The organism is Sutterella massiliensis (assembly GCF_016899755.1).
GTDB lineage: Bacteria > Pseudomonadota > Gammaproteobacteria > Burkholderiales > Burkholderiaceae_F > Sutterella > Sutterella massiliensis.
Genome location: NZ_JACJJC010000014.1, coordinates 21,779 through 37,046 on the forward strand (window position 1 = coordinate 21,779; position 15,268 = coordinate 37,046).

General features: G+C 59.0%; 27 protein-coding genes. 24 read left to right on the forward strand and 3 right to left on the reverse strand.

From position 1 onward, the window contains the following. The first annotated feature begins 6 nt into the window (after positions 1–6). From rpsS to H6A60_RS08900, 24 genes are all read left to right on the forward strand, one after another. Entirely contained in the window at positions 7–285 is a 279-nt protein-coding gene (gene rpsS, locus H6A60_RS08785) for a 30S ribosomal protein S19 (protein WP_205103584.1), read from the forward strand. Further along, on the forward strand, positions 286–624 hold the full coding sequence (gene rplV, locus H6A60_RS08790) for a 50S ribosomal protein L22 (RefSeq protein WP_205103592.1): 339 nt from the start codon (positions 286–288) through the stop codon (positions 622–624). Positions 625–638: 14 nt separating this feature from the next. Continuing rightward, positions 639–1,424, forward strand: coding sequence for a 30S ribosomal protein S3 (gene rpsC / locus H6A60_RS08795; protein WP_205103595.1), 786 nt, complete (start codon positions 639–641; stop codon positions 1,422–1,424). Between the two features lie 2 nt (positions 1,425–1,426). After that, complete coding sequence (gene rplP, locus H6A60_RS08800) at positions 1,427–1,843, forward strand: 50S ribosomal protein L16 (protein ID WP_205103603.1); 417 nt, start codon at positions 1,427–1,429, stop codon at positions 1,841–1,843. A 17-nt stretch (positions 1,844–1,860) separates the two neighbouring features. Then, entirely contained in the window at positions 1,861–2,055 is a 195-nt protein-coding gene (gene rpmC / locus H6A60_RS08805) for a 50S ribosomal protein L29 (protein ID WP_205103605.1), read from the forward strand. Then, entirely contained in the window at positions 2,052–2,321 is a 270-nt protein-coding gene (gene rpsQ / locus H6A60_RS08810; RefSeq protein WP_205103607.1) for a 30S ribosomal protein S17, read from the forward strand. The genes rpmC and rpsQ overlap by 4 nt, the downstream gene beginning before the upstream one ends. Before the next feature lie 245 nt (positions 2,322–2,566). After that, positions 2,567–2,935, forward strand: coding sequence for a 50S ribosomal protein L14 (rplN, locus tag H6A60_RS08815; RefSeq protein WP_205103609.1), 369 nt, complete (start codon positions 2,567–2,569; stop codon positions 2,933–2,935). 14 nt (positions 2,936–2,949) lie between these two features. Beyond that, a complete protein-coding gene (rplX, locus tag H6A60_RS08820; protein ID WP_205103611.1) occupies positions 2,950–3,270 on the forward strand; it encodes a 50S ribosomal protein L24 in 321 nt (106 codons plus the stop codon). 11 nt (positions 3,271–3,281) lie between these two features. After that, complete coding sequence (rplE, locus tag H6A60_RS08825; RefSeq protein WP_205103613.1) at positions 3,282–3,821, forward strand: 50S ribosomal protein L5; 540 nt, start codon at positions 3,282–3,284, stop codon at positions 3,819–3,821. A gap of 12 nt (positions 3,822–3,833) precedes the next feature. Further along, positions 3,834–4,139 carry a 30S ribosomal protein S14 gene (gene rpsN, locus H6A60_RS08830; protein WP_205103620.1) on the forward strand — a complete coding sequence of 102 codons (306 nt, stop codon included), beginning with the start codon at positions 3,834–3,836 and terminating at the stop codon, positions 4,137–4,139. Between the two features lie 17 nt (positions 4,140–4,156). Next, on the forward strand, positions 4,157–4,552 hold the full coding sequence (gene rpsH, locus H6A60_RS08835) for a 30S ribosomal protein S8 (RefSeq protein WP_205103622.1): 396 nt from the start codon (positions 4,157–4,159) through the stop codon (positions 4,550–4,552). A gap of 15 nt (positions 4,553–4,567) precedes the next feature. After that, positions 4,568–5,101 carry a 50S ribosomal protein L6 gene (rplF, locus tag H6A60_RS08840; RefSeq protein ID WP_205103624.1) on the forward strand — a complete coding sequence of 178 codons (534 nt, stop codon included), beginning with the start codon at positions 4,568–4,570 and terminating at the stop codon, positions 5,099–5,101. Between the two features lie 15 nt (positions 5,102–5,116). After that, a complete protein-coding gene (rplR, locus tag H6A60_RS08845) occupies positions 5,117–5,485 on the forward strand; it encodes a 50S ribosomal protein L18 (RefSeq protein WP_205103627.1) in 369 nt (122 codons plus the stop codon). Between the two features lie 14 nt (positions 5,486–5,499). Continuing rightward, positions 5,500–6,018 carry a 30S ribosomal protein S5 gene (gene rpsE, locus H6A60_RS08850; RefSeq protein ID WP_205103629.1) on the forward strand — a complete coding sequence of 173 codons (519 nt, stop codon included), beginning with the start codon at positions 5,500–5,502 and terminating at the stop codon, positions 6,016–6,018. Positions 6,019–6,032: 14 nt separating this feature from the next. Then, entirely contained in the window at positions 6,033–6,215 is a 183-nt protein-coding gene (gene rpmD, locus H6A60_RS08855) for a 50S ribosomal protein L30 (protein WP_205103631.1), read from the forward strand. Positions 6,216–6,231: 16 nt separating this feature from the next. Then, positions 6,232–6,666, forward strand: coding sequence for a 50S ribosomal protein L15 (gene rplO / locus H6A60_RS08860; protein WP_205103633.1), 435 nt, complete (start codon positions 6,232–6,234; stop codon positions 6,664–6,666). A gap of 29 nt (positions 6,667–6,695) precedes the next feature. Then, positions 6,696–8,021 carry a preprotein translocase subunit SecY gene (gene secY, locus H6A60_RS08865; protein ID WP_205103635.1) on the forward strand — a complete coding sequence of 442 codons (1,326 nt, stop codon included), beginning with the start codon at positions 6,696–6,698 and terminating at the stop codon, positions 8,019–8,021. Positions 8,022–8,240: 219 nt separating this feature from the next. Further along, the gene (rpmJ, locus tag H6A60_RS08870; RefSeq protein WP_205103637.1) at positions 8,241–8,354 is read left to right on the forward strand and encodes a 50S ribosomal protein L36; all 114 of its coding nucleotides are present in this window, start codon (positions 8,241–8,243) and stop codon (positions 8,352–8,354) included. 12 nt (positions 8,355–8,366) lie between these two features. After that, entirely contained in the window at positions 8,367–8,732 is a 366-nt protein-coding gene (rpsM, locus tag H6A60_RS08875) for a 30S ribosomal protein S13 (protein ID WP_205103639.1), read from the forward strand. A gap of 13 nt (positions 8,733–8,745) precedes the next feature. Beyond that, complete coding sequence (gene rpsK, locus H6A60_RS08880) at positions 8,746–9,147, forward strand: 30S ribosomal protein S11 (protein ID WP_205103646.1); 402 nt, start codon at positions 8,746–8,748, stop codon at positions 9,145–9,147. Between the two features lie 101 nt (positions 9,148–9,248). Next, the gene (rpsD, locus tag H6A60_RS08885) at positions 9,249–9,875 is read left to right on the forward strand and encodes a 30S ribosomal protein S4 (RefSeq protein WP_205103655.1); all 627 of its coding nucleotides are present in this window, start codon (positions 9,249–9,251) and stop codon (positions 9,873–9,875) included. Positions 9,876–10,178: 303 nt separating this feature from the next. Next, complete coding sequence (locus H6A60_RS08890; RefSeq protein ID WP_205103658.1) at positions 10,179–11,201, forward strand: DNA-directed RNA polymerase subunit alpha; 1,023 nt, start codon at positions 10,179–10,181, stop codon at positions 11,199–11,201. A 183-nt stretch (positions 11,202–11,384) separates the two neighbouring features. After that, positions 11,385–11,792, forward strand: a complete 408-nt coding sequence (gene rplQ / locus H6A60_RS08895) for a 50S ribosomal protein L17 (protein ID WP_205103660.1) — start codon at positions 11,385–11,387, stop codon at positions 11,790–11,792. A gap of 86 nt (positions 11,793–11,878) precedes the next feature. Beyond that, positions 11,879–12,262, forward strand: coding sequence for an RNA-binding S4 domain-containing protein (locus H6A60_RS08900; RefSeq protein ID WP_205103663.1), 384 nt, complete (start codon positions 11,879–11,881; stop codon positions 12,260–12,262). A 96-nt stretch (positions 12,263–12,358) separates the two neighbouring features. Here H6A60_RS08900 and hemB read toward each other — a convergent pair whose 3' ends face one another. The 3 genes from hemB to H6A60_RS08915 all read right to left on the reverse strand — a co-directional run bounded on the left by hemB (position 12,359) and on the right by H6A60_RS08915 (position 15,083). Further along, entirely contained in the window at positions 12,359–13,372 is a 1,014-nt protein-coding gene (hemB, locus tag H6A60_RS08905; RefSeq protein WP_205103665.1) for a porphobilinogen synthase, read from the reverse strand. 59 nt (positions 13,373–13,431) lie between these two features. Then, entirely contained in the window at positions 13,432–14,115 is a 684-nt protein-coding gene (gene yihA, locus H6A60_RS08910; protein ID WP_205103668.1) for a ribosome biogenesis GTP-binding protein YihA/YsxC, read from the reverse strand. Positions 14,116–14,255: 140 nt separating this feature from the next. Next, positions 14,256–15,083: a MetQ/NlpA family ABC transporter substrate-binding protein gene (locus H6A60_RS08915; protein WP_205103670.1), complete on the reverse strand. Its 828-nt coding sequence runs from the start codon at positions 15,081–15,083 to the stop codon at positions 14,256–14,258. Between the last annotated feature and the right edge of the window lie 185 nt (positions 15,084–15,268).

Sequence of the window (15,268 nt, forward strand, 5' to 3'; positions counted from 1 at the left end):
CCTCGAATGTCTCGTTCTTTGAAGAAAGGCCCGTTTGTTGACGGGCACCTCATGAAGAAGGTTGAAGCCGCCCAGGCGAGCCGCGACAAGCGTCCGCTCAAGACCTGGTCGCGCCGCTCGACGATCGTTCCGGAATTTGTCGGTCTGACGATCGCCGTTCACAACGGCCGTCAGCACGTGCCGGTCTACATCAACGAAAACATGGTCGGTCACAAGCTCGGCGAATTTGCGCACACGCGCACGTTCAAGGGTCATGCCGCCGGCGATAAGAAGGTGGGTAAGTAAATGGAAACTACTGCTATCGTTCGTGGCGTCCGCCTGTCTGCCCAGAAGGGCCGTCTGGTGGCTGACCTCGTCCGCGGCAAGCCCGTGGACAAGGCTATTGCCATCCTGACCTTCACGCAGAAGCGTGCCGCCGGGATCATCAAGAAGGCTCTGGAAAGCGCCATCGCTAACGCCGAACACAACTTCGGCGCCGACATCGACACGCTCGTCGTGACGAAGATTCACGTTGAAAAGGCCGCCACTCTGCGCCGCTTCGGTGCTCGCGCCAAGGGTCGCGGCACGCGAATCAACAAGCAGACGAGCCACATCTACATCACCGTCGGCGACGGCGAAAGCTAATAAGGTGAATTACCATGGGTCAGAAAATTAATCCCACCGGCTTCCGTCTTCCCGTTACGCGCAATTGGACGTCGCGCTGGTATGCGATCGGCCGTGACTATCCGAAGACCCTTCAGGAAGACCTGAAGGTCCGCAGCTTCCTCATCAAGAAGCTTCGCAACGCGAGCGTGAGCCGTATTCTTATCGAACGTCCGGCTAACAATGCCCGTATCACGATCTTCACGGCTCGTCCGGGTATCGTAATCGGCAAGCAGGGGGCCGACATCGAAGCGCTCAAGACTGAAGTTCAGAAGATGATGGGCGTGCCCGTTCACGTCAACATCGAAGAAGTTCGTCGTCCCGAACTCGACGCTCAGCTGATTGCCGACGGCATCACGCAGCAGCTCGAAAAGCGCGTTATGTTCCGCCGCGCGATGAAGCGCGCCATGCAGAACGCCATGCGCCTCGGCGCCCAGGGCATCAAGGTCATGTCGTCCGGCCGTCTCAACGGCGCCGACATCGCCCGTGCCGAATGGTACCGTGAAGGCCGCGTGCCTCTGCAGACGCTTCGCGCCAACATCGACTACGGCTTCTCCGAAGCTCGTACGACGTACGGCGTCATTGGCGTTAAGGTTTGGGTCTACAAGGGCGACAACCTCGGTGCCGCTGAGGCGATCGAAGCGCCGGCTCCGCGCGAAGACCGCCGCGGCCGCCGCAACGACCGCGCCGGCAAGCCCGGTGCTCGCCGCGGCAATGCCCGCCGCAACGATCAGAAGCAGGACCGCGCTGCTCGCAAGCCGGCTGCTAAGGACGGAGAATAACGATGCTGCAGCCTAATCGTCGTAAGTACCGCAAGGACCAGAAGGGCCGCAACTACGGCCTCGCTACGCGCGGCGCCAACGTTTCGTTCGGCGAATTTGGTCTCAAGACGCTTGAACGCGGCCGCATCACGGCCCGTCAGATTGAAGCCGCTCGTCGTGCCATCACGCGCCACATCAAGCGCGGCGGCCGCGTGTGGATTCGTATCTTCCCGGACAAGCCCATTTCGAAGAAGCCTGCCGAAGTCCGTATGGGTAACGGTAAGGGCAATCCTGAATACTGGGTTGCGCTGGTCCAGCCGGGCCGCGTGCTCTACGAAATGGACGGCGTGGACGAACAGCTCGCCCGCGAAGCCTTCGCGCTCGCAGCTGCCAAGCTGCCCGTGAAGACCACGTTCGTTGTCCGCCAGGTCGGCATGTAATTGAAGGAGACACGGACATGAACGCTAAGGAACTGCGCGCCAAGGATGTGGCCGCGCTCAACCAGGAACTGCAGGATCTTCTGAAGACGCACTTCAAGCTGCGCATGCAGAAGGCCACCCAGCAGCTTCAGAACACGGCTTCGCTGCGTCAGACGCGTCGCGACATCGCGCGCGTTCGCACGATCCTCACTGAAAAGGCGACCACGAAATGACGGAACAGAGCACTGAAAAGCTGACCCGCACCCTCCAGGGCGTGGTCACCAGCGCCAAGATGGAGAAGACGGTGACGGTCCTTGTTGAACGCAAGGTCAAGCACCCTCTCTACGGCAAGTACGTCGTCAAGAGCAAGAAGTATCACGCTCATGACGAATTCGGCTGCCAGGAAGGCGACAAGGTTGAAATCGCTGAATGCCGTCCGCTCTCCAAGACGAAGTCCTGGACTGTGACGAAGGTTCTCGAAAAGGCCGTTGTCCTTTAATACAGCCGAAGCGAAAAATATTTCGCTAATTCGCTTGCAAAGCTTCTGAGCACTCAGTTATATTTGCAAGCCGTCGCCCGGAAGACCCCAGGTGGTGTTCCGGGCGACAACATTTCTTGGGTGGCGATTGAGCCCGTTTCCCCTGCGCGATGCTGGGCTTCGGAATGGGTTCGTTTGCAACCTGTCTTCCCGAAACGGGACCAATACTATCCGCTAATGTGGAATAAGTTGGGATTTTTCAAACCATGATTCAGATGCAAAGCCGACTGGACGTCGCCGACAATACCGGCGCTCGTTCAGTGATGTGTATCAAGGTGTTGGGCGGCTCCAAGCGCCGTTATGCCAACATCGGCGACGTCATCAAGGTGACTGTCAAGGAAGCTGCTCCGCGCGGCCGTGTCAAGAAGGGCGAAGTCTACAACGCTGTTGTGGTTCGTACCGCCAGCGGCGTCCGTCGTCCGGACGGTTCGAAGATCTGCTTCGACGCCAATGCCGCCGTTCTCCTCAACAACAAGCTCGAGCCGATCGGCACCCGTATTTTCGGGCCGGTGACTCGTGAACTGCGTACCGAGCAGTTCATGAAGATCGTGTCGCTCGCTCCCGAAGTTATCTAAAACCAGGAGAAGAAATGCAGCGCATTCGTAAGGGCGACCAGGTGGTCGTCATCGCTGGTCGCGACAAGGGCACGAAGGGCACGGTCCTCTCCCGCGTCGATGATCGTCACGTGATCGTTGAGGGCGTCAACGTTGTCAAGAAGGCTGTTCGTCCGAACCCGGCTCTCGGGATCGAAGGCGGTCTCATCGACAAGGCCATGCCGATCGATCAGTCCAACGTCATGCTTGTCAACCCGGAAACGGGCAAGGGCGACCGCGTCGGCTTCAAGATTGTCGACGGCAAGAAGGTTCGCGTGTTCAAGTCGAACGGTGCCGAAGTCGGCGCCAAGGCCTAATGAGGGTGACGATGTCTCGTTTTAGTTCTCTTTATCACGACACCATTGTCCCCGAACTGATGAAGAAGTTCGGCTACAAGACCGTCATGCAGGTTCCGCGCATCACCAAGATCACGCTCAACATGGGCGTCGGTGAAGCCGTCAACGACAAGAAGCTTGTTGAGAACGCTCTCAACGACATGACGAAGATTGCCGGCCAGAAGCCCGTGATCACTCGCACGCGCAAGGCCATCGCGAACTTCAAGATCCGTGAAAACATGCCGATCGGCTGCATGGTTACGCTTCGCGGCGAACGCATGTACGACTTCCTCGATCGTCTCATCACCATCGCCTTCCCGCGCGTTCGCGACTTCCGCGGCGTTTCGGGTCGTGCCTTCGACGGTCGCGGCAACTACAACATCGGCCTGAAGGAACAGATCATCTTCCCGGAAATCGAGTACGACAAGATCGACGCGCTCCGCGGGATGAACATTTCGATTACCACGACGGCGAAGACGGACGAAGAAGCCAAGGCGCTTCTCGCCGGTTTCAACTTCCCGTTCCGCAACTGAGGTTGACGCAAAATGGCAAAACTTGCTCTTATTAACCGCGAAGCCAAGCGCCGCGCCACCGTGGCCAAGTTCGCGGCCAAGCGCGCCGCCCTCAAGGCAATCATCAACGACGCTACCCGCTCCATGGACGAACGTCTGGAAGCCCGTGCGAAGCTCGAAAAGCTTCCCCGCAACGCGAGCCCGGTCCGCCTGCACAACCGCTGCGCGATCACCGGCCGTCCCCGCGGCAACTTCCGCAAGTTCGGTCTGTGCCGCGAGATGATCCGTGACGCTGCCATGCGCGGCGACATTCCCGGCCTCGTGAAGGCTAGCTGGTAAGCGAGGAGATTACGACAATGAGTATGAGTGATCCGATCGCCGACATGCTGACCCGCATCCGCAACGGTCAGATGGTCGATAAGGCCGAAGTGGCCATGCCTTCCTCCAAGCTGAAGGTCGCCATTGCCAAGGTCCTTAAAGACGAAGGCTATATTGAAAACTTCGAAGTTGCGGCCAACAACGGCAAGCCCGAGCTCACCGTTACGCTCAAGTACTATGCCGGCCGTCCCGTGATCGAACGCCTCGAACGCGTCTCGCGTCCTGGCCTTCGCATCTACAAGAACCACGAGAACATCCCCCAGGTCATGAACGGTCTCGGCATCGCGATCGTTTCGACCCCGAAGGGTGTGATGACCGACCGCGCGGCCCGTGCTGCCGGCGTCGGCGGCGAAGTTCTTTGCTACGTCGCCTAAGCCGAGGAGTGAGAAATGAGTCGTATTGCTAAGATTCCGGTTGCCATCGCCAAGGGCGTGACCTGCACGCTCAGCGATGAAAACATCACGGTGAAGGGCCCGATCGGCGAAGTCTCGATGCACATCCTCAAGGATGTGAAGGTGACGGAAGCCGATGGCCACCTCCACTTCGAACAGCTCGCCGAAACCCGCGAAGCCAACGCCAACGTCGGCACGATGCGTGCCCTCGTCAACGACATGGTCAAGGGCTGCTCGGTCGGCTTCGAAAAGCGTCTCGCGCTCGTCGGCGTGGGCTATCGTGCCCAGGCTCAGGGTGACAAGCTGAACCTTTCGCTCGGCTTCTCCCACCCGATCGTTCACCAGATGCCGAAGGGCATCAAGGTTGAAACGCCCAGCCAGACGGAAATCGTGATCAAGGGTGCCAACAAGCAGGTCGTCGGTCAGACTGCTGCCGAGATCCGCGCGTACCGCTCGCCCGAACCCTACAAGGGCAAGGGTGTCCGCTATGCGAACGAGCACGTCGTGATCAAGGAAACCAAGAAGAAGTAATCGGGACGTTAGAAGATGATCAACAAGAAACAAAGCCGCTTGCGCCGTGCCCGCGCCACGCGCGCCCGCATTCTGCTGCAGAAGGTCGATCGCCTGACGGTCCATCGTACCAACCTGCACATCTACGCCAGCATCATTTCGGCCGACAACGGCCGTACGCTGGTTTCGGCCTCTACGGTCGAACCCGAAGTGCGCGCTCAGCTCGCGAACGTCTCTGGTCGTGGCGGCAACATCGCTGCTGCCAAGATCGTTGGCGCCCGTCTGGCCGAGAAGGCGAAGGCTGCCGGTATTGAAACCTGCGCTTTCGACCGTTCCGGCTACCGTTTCCACGGCCGCGTCGCCGCGCTTGCTCAGGCCGCGCGCGAAGCTGGCCTCAAGTTCTAATCAGGGGCTGGTAAATGGCTAAGGTTCAAGGTAGAAACGCGGTCGACGAACAGGACGACGGCCTGCGTGAAAAGATGATCGCGGTCAACCGCGTCACCAAGGTCGTCAAGGGCGGCCGCATTCTCGCCTTCGCGGCGCTGACGGTTGTCGGCGACGGCGATGGCTCCATCGGCATGGGCACGGGCAAGTCCCGCGAAGTGCCGCAGTCCGTTTCGAAGGCGATGGAACGTGCTCGTCACACGATGAAGCGCGTCCCGCTCAAGAACGGTACGCTGCATCACGCCGTTGAAGGCCGTCACGGCGCTTCCCGCGTGATCATGATGCCGGCGCCCGAAGGCACCGGCGTGATCGCTGGCGGCCCGATGCGTGCCGTCTGCGACGCTGTCGGCATCCGCAACGTCGTTGCTAAGGCCTACGGCTCGACCAACCCGTACAACCTGGTCCGTGCGACGCTCAACGCGCTCGACAACCTTCGCTCGCCCGCTGAAATCGCGGCCAAGCGCGGCAAGTCGGTCGAAGAGCTTCTCGGCTAATCGGGAGACTGAACATGTCCGAAAAGAAGACCCTCCAGGTCACGCTGGTTAAGAGCCCCATCGGCACGAACAAGGAGCATCGCGCTTGCGTTCGCGGCCTCGGGCTGAAGAAGATCCGCCAGACGCGCGTTGTCGAAGACACGCCCGCCGTGCGCGGCATGATCAATAAGGTCGCGTTCCTCGTTCGCGTCGACTGATCAAAGGATGACCCAAATGCGTTTGAATACGATCAAGCCCGCTGAGGGCTCGAAGAAAGTCGCGCACCGCGTCGGTCGCGGCGTCGGCTCCGGTTGGGGCAAGACGGCCGGCCGCGGTCACAAGGGGCAGAAGTCCCGTGCCGGCGGCTTCCACAAGGTCGGCTTCGAAGGCGGCCAGATGCCGATGTATCGTCGTCTGCCGAAGCGTGGCTTTACGTCGCGCTCGCGCCAGTTCTGCGAAGTTGTTCGCCTCTCCGATCTGCAGCGTCTCGGCGTTGACGAAATCGATCTGCTCGTGCTCAAGGAAGCCGGCATCGTTTCGTCGCTCGCTCAGAATGCTCGCGTGATCCTTTCGGGTGAAATCTCCCGCAAGGTTACCGTGCGCGGTCTCGGCGTCACCAAGGGCGCTCGCGCCGCTATCGAAGCGGCTGGCGGCTCCATCGCCGAGTAAGACAGCAACGCTTGCAAAGAGGATAGGACGTGGCGACCAGCCCCAGCTCTAAACAGCAAAGCGGCCTCAGCAAGTACGGCGACCTCAAGGGTCGCCTCATCTTCCTGATGCTCGCGCTTGTTGTGTACCGCATCGGTGCGCATGTGCCGGTGCCGGGTATCGATCCCGATATGCTCAAACAGCTGTTTAATCAGCAGCAGGGCGGCATTCTCGGGCTGTTCAACATGTTCTCCGGCGGTGCGCTCTCGCGCTTTTCGGTCTTCGCGCTCGGCATCATGCCGTACATTTCTGCATCGATTATTTTCCAGATGCTCTCGTATGTGCTGCCGTCGCTTGAAGCACTTCGAAAAGAAGGCGAGCAGGGCCGCAGAAAGATCACGCAGTACACCCGTTACGGGACGCTTGCGCTCGGTCTTTTCCAAGGCTTCGGCATCGCCGTCGCTCTCGAAACGCAGGCCGGTTTGGTTCTTGATCCGGGCTTTATGTTCCGGATCACGACCACGGTTTCTCTGCTGACGGGAACGATGTTCCTGATGTGGCTCGGCGAGCAGATTACCGAGCGTGGTCTCGGCAACGGTATCTCGATCATCATTTTTGCCGGTATTGTGGCCGGTCTCCCGAACGGTGCGAGCGGCTTGTTCCAGCTCGTTTCGACGGGCGCCATCAGCCCCCTTGCCGCCATCTTCGTGATCGCGATTGTCCTGGCCGTCACTGCCTTTGTGGTCTTTGTCGAACGCGGTCAGCGCCGCATCACCGTCAACTACGCCAAGCGTCAGATCGGCAACCGAATCTACGGCGGTCAGAGTTCGTACCTGCCGCTCAAGATGAACATGTCGGGTGTTATTCCCCCGATCTTTGCTTCTTCGCTGATTCTGTTCCCGGCGACTCTCGCTGGCTGGTTCACCTCTGGTGATTCGACCCGCTGGATCCGCGACCTCGCAGCTTCTCTTTCGCCTGGTCAACCGCTTTACACGCTGCTTTACGCTGCGCTCATCATTTTCTTTGCCTATTTCTATACGGCTCTTGTTTTCAATCCGAAGGAAACGGCGGAGAATCTGAAGAAGGGCGGTGCGTTCATCCCTGGTATTCGCCCGGGTGAACAGACCGCGCGCTACATCGACCGTGTGCTTCTTCGCCTCACGCTCGGTGGTGCTGCGTACCTCGTCTTCGTGTGCCTTGTCCCTGAATTCCTCAACCTTCGCTTCAACGTCCCGTTCTATTTCGGCGGCACCTCGCTGTTGATTGTGGTCGTTGTGACGATGGACTTCATGAGTCAGGTTCAGGCGTACATGATGTCGCACCAGTACGAAAATCTCCTGCGGAAGACCAACTTCCGCGGCCTCTCTCGGAAGTAATTCCGCAGTCAAGAGAGCGTGCTGCCTCAAAGGCGGCCGAAATAAAAGGCAGGGCGCGTCCGGAACGGGTGCGCCCTGCATTTTCCTGAAAAAAACAGGTCACCGCAGAAGCACTACGCTGCGGCGACTTGCATCGTGCAGTGAAACTCTAGTATTATTCGGAGCTTTCCTGCCGTGTGGGCAACGTTTTTCCATGCTTTAGAGCATGTGGAGTTAAGAATGAAGGTTAGAGCTTCAGTCAAGAAAATGTGCCGCAACTGCAAGATCATCAAGCGCAAGGGCGTTGTCCGCGTGATCTGCAGCGACCCGCGTCACAAGCAGCGTCAAGGCTAAAGAGGTAACAGAATGGCTCGTATCGCCGGTATCAACATTCCGCCGCAGCAGCACGCCGAAATCGGTCTCACCGCCATCTATGGCATCGGCCGTTCCCGTGCTCGCCTGATTCTCGAACAGTGCGGCATCCCCAATTCCAAGAAGGTCAAGGATCTCACCGACGCCGAACTCGAACGCGTTCGCGACGCTGTTTCGCAGTTCACGGTTGAAGGCGACCTCCGTCGTGAAGTCCAGTTGTCGATCAAGCGCTTGATCGACCTCGGCACGTACCGTGGCATGCGCCATCGTCGCGGTCTTCCCTGCCGCGGCCAGCGCACTCGTACCAACGCTCGCACCCGTAAGGGCCCGCGCAAGGTTGGTGTGACGCTCAAGAAGTAATTAAAGGATAGCTATGGCTGGCAACAATTCCAAGGCTGCGCTTCGCGGCCGCAAGAAGGTTCGCAAGGTCGTGACCGAAGGTATCGCTCACGTTCACGCATCCTTCAACAACACCATCATCACGATTACCGACCGCCAGGGCAACGCCATCGCTGCGTCGTCCTCCGGTGCTCAGGGCTTCAAGGGCTCGCGTAAGTCGACCCCGTTCGCCGCTCAGGTCGCTGCCGACCAGGCCGGCAAGATCGCCCTCGAACATGGTCTGAAGAACGTCGAAGTTCGCATTTGGGGCCCTGGTCCCGGCCGCGAATCTTCTGTGCGTGCGCTCAATGCGCTCGGCATCCGCGTTACCTCCATCCAGGACGTCACGCCGATCCCGCACAACGGCGTTCGTCCTTCCAAGCGCCGCCGCGTCTAATCAATTGAAAAATTTCTGTTGAATCCCGCGTTCGCTCTGCATAACTGAGGCAGAACGAACTGAATGTAGGGAGTCCTACAGGATAAGAGAGGCATTTTTAAATGGCACGATATCTCGGTCCCAAGCTCAAGCTTTCGCGCCGCGAAGGCATTGACCTGAATCTGAAGAGCGCCCGTCGTTCGTTTGAGTCGAAAGTCAAGGACGTCGGTTCCAAGCCGGGCCAGCACGGCAAGATTTCCGGAGCCCGCATGTCCGACTACGGCAACCAGATGCGTGAAACGCAGAAGGCCAAGCGCATGTACGGCGTTCTCGAACGACAGTTCCGTCGTTACTTCGCTGAAGCCGCTCGTCTGCGCGGCAACACCGGCGAACGTCTCATTCAGCTTCTTGAAAGCCGTCTTGACAACGTCGTCTACCGCATGGGCTTCGGTTCGACCCGCGCGGAAGCCCGTCAGCTCGTCAGCCACGGCGCCATCCTCGTGAACGGCCGCAAGGTCAACATCCCGTCGTACTCGGTTAAGGCCGGCGACGTGATCTCGATTCGCGAAAAGGCCCAGAAGCAGACCCGCATCCTCGAAGCCCTCGATCTCGCTCAGCAGAACGGCTTCCCGGGCTGGGTCTCCGTTGAACCCAAGAAGTTCGAAGGCACCTTCAAGAACGTTCCGGCTCGCGACGAAGTCGCTCCGGAAATCAACGAAGCGCTGATCATCGAACGCTACTCGCGTTAATCCGCAAAGTAGTGCATCGGCTCCGGCAGTTCGACGTAGTGCGTCTGCTGCCGCAGCTTTGGAAAAATGTGCGCCCACACGCACCTCCAAGAAGAACGGTCGGTTACCCGGCCGTTTTTCTTTTTTTGCGAAGGTGCAGATAGCTTTCTGCACTCGCTCGCGCGACTTCCGTCGCAGGTTGCGATACAATCGCAACGCTTTCGGTTTCGCAGCGCTGAAAGCGGCGCCCTGCGCGCTCCCCGTTGACTGCGCTCAGCCTTATCGGTGTAACGAGCCGAGGGTATTGATAGGAAATCACAACACATGGCTAACACTGCTCTTCTGAAGCCGACGTCTGTTGAAGTCGAAATTGACCAGCAGAACCCCAATCGCGCCGTTATTACGCTCGAACCGTTCGAGCGCGGCTACGGCCACACGCTCGGCAACGCGCTTCGCCGCATCCTCCTTTCCTCCATGGTCGGCTACGCGCCTACTGAAGCTCAGATCACGGGCATTGTTCACGAATACTCCCAGATCGACGGCGTCCTCGAAGACGTGGTCGACATTCTCCTGAACCTCAAGGGCGTCGTCTTCAAGCTCAACAATCGTGACGAAGTCACGATCATGCTGCGCAAGGACGGCGAAGGCGTTGTCACGGCGGCCGACTTCGACCTCAACCACGAAGTTGAAGTCCTCAATCCCGAACACGTCATCGCGCACCTCTCGGGCGGCCGCCTCGAAATGCAGGTTAAGATCGAAAAGGGTCGCGGCTATCAGCCTGGCGACGTGCGCGGTTTCCGCGACGACTACTCCAAGTCGACGATCGGCCGCATCATCATGGACGCTTCCTTCTCGCCGATTCGCCGCGTTGCTTATCAGGTTCTCGCCGCCCGCGTTGCGCAGCGTACCGACCTCGACAAGCTTGAAATGACGATCGAAACGAACGGCGCCATCTCGCCTGAAGAAGCGCTGCGCGAATCCGTCCGCATTCTGCAGGATCAGCTCGCCGTCTTCGGCACCATCCACCAGGATGCCGCTCAGAAGGATGCTCAGGAAGACAAGTCCTCGACCAATCCGCCGCCGCTCGATCCGATCCTCATGCGTCCTGTCGACGATCTCGAACTGACGGTTCGTTCCGCCAACTGCCTGAAGGCCGAAAGCATCTACTACATCGGCGACCTCATCCAGCGCACGGAAAACGAGCTTCTCAAGACGCCGAACCTCGGTCGCAAGTCGCTCAACGAAATCAAGGAAGTCCTCGCTGCGCACGGTCTTACGCTCGGCTCCAAGCTTGAGAACTGGCCGCCCGCTACGAACGGCGCCATGGGCACGACCGATCGTCGATAAGATTCGAAAATTGATCGGCCCTTCGGCTTGATTCACAAGGCGCGATTCTTTAAAATCGCGCCTTTGTTGCCTTTACCTGACCGCTCCGCGTTGCGGAGATAGAAGATTGACAGGGCGGGCAGCATCGATCGCCCGAAGCTTTCGAGCGATCCCCATTTAATAGATTTATAGGAACTGAAGAAAATGCGTCATCGTCACGGCCAGCGCAAGCTTAACCGCACGACCTCCCACCGTCTCGCCATGCTCCGCAACATGGCCTGCTCGCTCATCAAGCACGAAGCCATCCGCACGACGCTGCCGAAGGCCAAGGAACTTCGCCGCGTTGTCGAACCGCTCGTCACGCTCGCCAAGGAACCGACGGTTGCCAACAAGCGTCTCGCTTTCAATCGCCTTCGCGATCGCGAAGTCGTCGTGAAGCTTTTCAACGAAATCGGTCCGCGCTTTGCGAACCGCAACGGCGGCTACACCCGCATCCTCAAGATGGGCTTCCGCGTTGGCGACAACGCCCCGATGGCCTACATGGAATTCGTTGAACGCGCCGAAGCGGTCGAAGCCGTTGAAGCACCCGCTGAAGAAGCCAAGGCTGAATAATTCGCCTTAGCCCTTTTGGCCAGATAAGCCCGCCGCCGCACTGTCGTCGACGGGCTTTCTTGTATCGATATTTCGAGAGGTTCTCTATGGACAGCATGCGCATCGACAAATGGCTCTGGGCGGCTCGTTTTTTTAAAACACGCTCCATCGCGCAGGACGAAGTGTCTCTCGGACGTGTGCTCCTTGCCGGCGCACGAATTAAACCATCGCGCGATGTGCGTGTAGGCGATCGCCTCGAGATTCACCGCGGACCGGAGGTCTTCGTCGTTTATGTTGAGGGGCTTTCGAATCAGCGTGGTCCCGCCTCGCAGGCTCAGGCGCTCTACCGCGAAACCGAGGAGAGTCGCCTTGCTCGCGAAAAAATGAAAGCGCAGCGTGAAATCGCCGCTGAGCCGGCGTCCTTCATCAAGCGGGGACGCCCGACCAAGAAGGACGGTCGCCTGTTGCGGCGTTGGCAGGGCGACTTTTGAGCCAATCAGGCGCTCGATTACGCTAAAAAACAAAAACGGCTGCCGAATCGTTCGGCAGCCGTTTTGTCAGGTGCGTGTCACTTTAGCGGCGCAGGATCAGTAGTTGTAGCCTTCCTTGATCCAGCGCGCGACGTCAAGCGCACAGTAAGTGAGAATGCCGTCGGCGCCCGCACGCTTGAAGCAGACCATCGTTTCAAACGTGACCTTCTTTTCATCGATCGCGCCTGCCTGGGCGGCAAATTTGATCATCGCGTATTCACCCGAGACGTGATAGGCAAAGGTGGGCGCACCGAACTCCTGCTTAACGCGCCAGAGCACATCAAGGTAGGGGACGCCAGGCTTAACCATCACCATATCGGCGCCTTCGGCGAGGTCGAGCCCCACTTCCCAGAGCGCTTCGTTCGTGTTCGCGGGATCCTGCTGATAGACGGCTTTGTTCGAGCGACCGAGGTTCGAAGCTGAACCCACGGCGTCGCGGAAAGGACCGTAGTAGGAAGAGGCGTACTTGGCCGAATAAGCCATGATCCGCGTGTGGATATAGCCTTCTTCCTCAAGCTTCTTGCGGATGATGCCGATGCGGCCGTCCATCATGTCTGAGGGGGCAACGACGTCAGCGCCTGCCTGGACCTGCGCCATCACCTGCTTGACGAGCATTTCGATCGTTTCGTCGTTGAGGATATAGCCCGTTTCGTCAATGAGGCCGTCCTGACCGTGCGTCGTGTAGGGGTCAAGCGCAACGTCGCACATGACACCGAGCTGCGGATAGGCGGCCTTGAGCGCCTTGACAGCACGCGGAATCAGACCGTCGGGATTGGCAGCCTCGCGGCCGTCGGGCGTCTTCAATTCGTCTTCAATGTGCGGGAAGAGCGCGATCATCGGAATGCCGAGTTCGACGCATTCACCTGCCACTTTCAGCAGCTCGTCAATCGTGAGGCGTTCCACGCCGGGCATGCTCTTCACCGGATCACGGCGGCTGACGCCCTCCATCACGAAGACCGGAAGGATGAGGTCGTTGGGCGTGACGACGTTTTCACGCATCAGACGGCGGGAGAAATCGTCGTGACGCATGCGGCGCATGCGCACGGACGGGTAGGAACCAAGAGTCTGCATTTCGAATGCCTCGTTTGTTGAGAAAGTAATGCGGGTCGTTTCGACTCGGTAAGAAGATGTTAGTCCTTTGCTTCGGTCGCCGTTCCGAGCACTTCGAGCGGTGCGGTCGGTTCTGCATCGCTGAGTGCAAGCCACCCGCGCAGGACTTCGGCAAGCTCTTCGGTGCCATCTTTTTTGAGGCCGGAGAAGAGCTGTACGGTTACATTCGGACCGAACTCGGCAGCGCGTTTTTTCGCCATGCGAAGCGTTTCGCGTTTTTGCATCGTTTTGAGCTGGTCGGACTTGTTGAGTAGCCAGTGCATCTTGACTTCGGGCCGTGCACGCATGAATTCGATCAGCCATTCATCCGTCGGCATAAAGGGACGGCGAGCGTCCATGACGACGACCAGCCCAGCGAGCGAGCGGCGCTTGGCGATGTAGCCCCCGACGAGGTCGGACCAGGACTTGCGTACGGCTTCCTGTGTCTTTGCAAAGCCGTACCCCGGCAGGTCCACGAGGTAGCCGACCTGTTCGCGGCCGCCCTCAGGGCGCTTTCTCGAGAGCGTGAAGAAGTTGACGAGCTGCGTCCGTCCGGGCGTCTTTGACCAAAAGGCGAGGCGCGTCTGACGCGTCAGTACGTTGATAGTGGTGGATTTGCCGGCGTTGGATCGCCCCGCGAAAGCAATTTCGGGCATGCGTTCGGGGGGAAGGCCCGAGAGCTTGGCGGCGGAGATTTCAAAGCGTGCGGAGTCGAAGATGCTCAAGTCGTTCTCTTGCAAGTTGGTTTTGGGGAAATGCTAGGCGCGTAAGCTTAGCGGCCCGTTACGCGAGCATTGTAAGAAAAACGCCCCGCCGGCACGGAGCAGGCAGGGCGTTTGATGGACTTTTACGCAGAGTCGGTCGGTTAGAAAGTCGGGATGAGCGATCCCTGGTACTTTTCTTCAATGAATTTCTTGATCTCGGCAGAAGTGAGCGCTCGCTTCAGTGCCTGAAGTTCGGGACGCGTCCCCTCGCCGGTGCGCACCGCAACGATATTGGCGTAGGGCGAATCCTTGGCTTCGATTGCGATGGCGTCCTTGATCGGATTGAGGCCCGCGCCGAGCGCGAAGTTGCAGTTGATGACGGCAAGCGCTACGTCTTCAAGCGAACGGGGGAGCTGTGCGGCTTCGACTTCAATAAAGCGAAGTTTTTTCGGGTTGTCGACGATGTCCGCGGGGGACTTGAGAAAGGGCGCATCGGCAGCGAGTTTGATGAGGCCTGCGTGCTCGAGCAGCAGCAACGCACGACTGCCGTTCGTCGGGTCGTTCGGGATGGCGACCGAACCGCCTTCGGCGATATCTGTCGGCGTCTTGAGCGTCTTCGAGTAGATGCCGATCGGCGCGATGAAGACCGGTACGAGCGATTCAATTTTGAGATTGTGCTCTTTGGCGAAGTCGTCCATGTAGGGTTTGTGCTGGAAGAGATTCGCGTCGAGCGAGCCATCTGCGAGCGCGAGATTCGGTTGAATGTAGTCGCTGAACTCGATCGACTCGAGCTTGACGCCCTCCTTGGCAAGAACGGGTGCGATTTCCTTCATAAGGTCACCGCCCGGCACGGGCGAGACGCCAACCTTGATGGTTTTGACCGCTTCGGCTGCAGGGGCCGTGTTCTTTGCGCCGTCGTCGCCGCAGCCGGCGAGTCCGACGGCAAGTCCGGCAGTAAGGAAGAGGGCCGCCACTTTTTTCAAAATCATTTTTGTTCTCCCTAGTGTCCTTGCGCACCACGCCGCGAGCGGGCGGCGCCGTTTTCTGATGACTTTATTTTGCGGCGTGAGAGCGCATTTGCCGTGTGTTTGAGGGCGGCGATTGGCGCTCGCTTGCGGTATTACTCGGGCGCTTGAGCATTTCGACCAATCGGCGGCGGCACGGTCGGCCGCCG

What these genes read in the sequence shown, in the direction of transcription:
- rplE (WP_205103613.1), top strand. Translation starts at nt 3,282, where the DNA reads ATGTCTCGTTTTAGTTCTCTTTATCACGACACCATTGTCCCCGAACTG.
- rplX (WP_205103611.1), top strand. Translation starts at nt 2,950, where the DNA reads ATGCAGCGCATTCGTAAGGGCGACCAGGTGGTCGTCATCGCTGGTCGC.
- rplR (WP_205103627.1), top strand. Translation starts at nt 5,117, where the DNA reads ATGATCAACAAGAAACAAAGCCGCTTGCGCCGTGCCCGCGCCACGCGC.
- rplP (WP_205103603.1), top strand. Translation starts at nt 1,427, where the DNA reads ATGCTGCAGCCTAATCGTCGTAAGTACCGCAAGGACCAGAAGGGCCGC.
- rplN (WP_205103609.1), top strand. Translation starts at nt 2,567, where the DNA reads ATGATTCAGATGCAAAGCCGACTGGACGTCGCCGACAATACCGGCGCT.
- rplQ (WP_205103660.1), top strand. Translation starts at nt 11,385, where the DNA reads ATGCGTCATCGTCACGGCCAGCGCAAGCTTAACCGCACGACCTCCCAC.
- rpmC (WP_205103605.1), top strand. Translation starts at nt 1,861, where the DNA reads ATGAACGCTAAGGAACTGCGCGCCAAGGATGTGGCCGCGCTCAACCAG.
- rpmJ (WP_205103637.1), top strand. Translation starts at nt 8,241, where the DNA reads ATGAAGGTTAGAGCTTCAGTCAAGAAAATGTGCCGCAACTGCAAGATC.
- rpsC (WP_205103595.1), top strand. Translation starts at nt 639, where the DNA reads ATGGGTCAGAAAATTAATCCCACCGGCTTCCGTCTTCCCGTTACGCGC.
- rpsS (WP_205103584.1), top strand. Translation starts at nt 7, where the DNA reads ATGTCTCGTTCTTTGAAGAAAGGCCCGTTTGTTGACGGGCACCTCATG.
- H6A60_RS08900 (WP_205103663.1), top strand. Translation starts at nt 11,879, where the DNA reads ATGGACAGCATGCGCATCGACAAATGGCTCTGGGCGGCTCGTTTTTTT.
- rpsM (WP_205103639.1), top strand. Translation starts at nt 8,367, where the DNA reads ATGGCTCGTATCGCCGGTATCAACATTCCGCCGCAGCAGCACGCCGAA.
- hemB (WP_205103665.1), bottom strand. Translation starts at nt 13,372, where the DNA reads ATGCAGACTCTTGGTTCCTACCCGTCCGTGCGCATGCGCCGCATGCGT.
- rpmD (WP_205103631.1), top strand. Translation starts at nt 6,033, where the DNA reads ATGTCCGAAAAGAAGACCCTCCAGGTCACGCTGGTTAAGAGCCCCATC.
- rpsK (WP_205103646.1), top strand. Translation starts at nt 8,746, where the DNA reads ATGGCTGGCAACAATTCCAAGGCTGCGCTTCGCGGCCGCAAGAAGGTT.
- rpsD (WP_205103655.1), top strand. Translation starts at nt 9,249, where the DNA reads ATGGCACGATATCTCGGTCCCAAGCTCAAGCTTTCGCGCCGCGAAGGC.
- rplF (WP_205103624.1), top strand. Translation starts at nt 4,568, where the DNA reads ATGAGTCGTATTGCTAAGATTCCGGTTGCCATCGCCAAGGGCGTGACC.
- rplO (WP_205103633.1), top strand. Translation starts at nt 6,232, where the DNA reads ATGCGTTTGAATACGATCAAGCCCGCTGAGGGCTCGAAGAAAGTCGCG.
- rpsQ (WP_205103607.1), top strand. Translation starts at nt 2,052, where the DNA reads ATGACGGAACAGAGCACTGAAAAGCTGACCCGCACCCTCCAGGGCGTG.
- rpsN (WP_205103620.1), top strand. Translation starts at nt 3,834, where the DNA reads ATGGCAAAACTTGCTCTTATTAACCGCGAAGCCAAGCGCCGCGCCACC.
- rpsE (WP_205103629.1), top strand. Translation starts at nt 5,500, where the DNA reads ATGGCTAAGGTTCAAGGTAGAAACGCGGTCGACGAACAGGACGACGGC.
- H6A60_RS08915 (WP_205103670.1), bottom strand. Translation starts at nt 15,083, where the DNA reads ATGATTTTGAAAAAAGTGGCGGCCCTCTTCCTTACTGCCGGACTTGCC.
- H6A60_RS08890 (WP_205103658.1), top strand. Translation starts at nt 10,179, where the DNA reads ATGGCTAACACTGCTCTTCTGAAGCCGACGTCTGTTGAAGTCGAAATT.
- rplV (WP_205103592.1), top strand. Translation starts at nt 286, where the DNA reads ATGGAAACTACTGCTATCGTTCGTGGCGTCCGCCTGTCTGCCCAGAAG.
- rpsH (WP_205103622.1), top strand. Translation starts at nt 4,157, where the DNA reads ATGAGTATGAGTGATCCGATCGCCGACATGCTGACCCGCATCCGCAAC.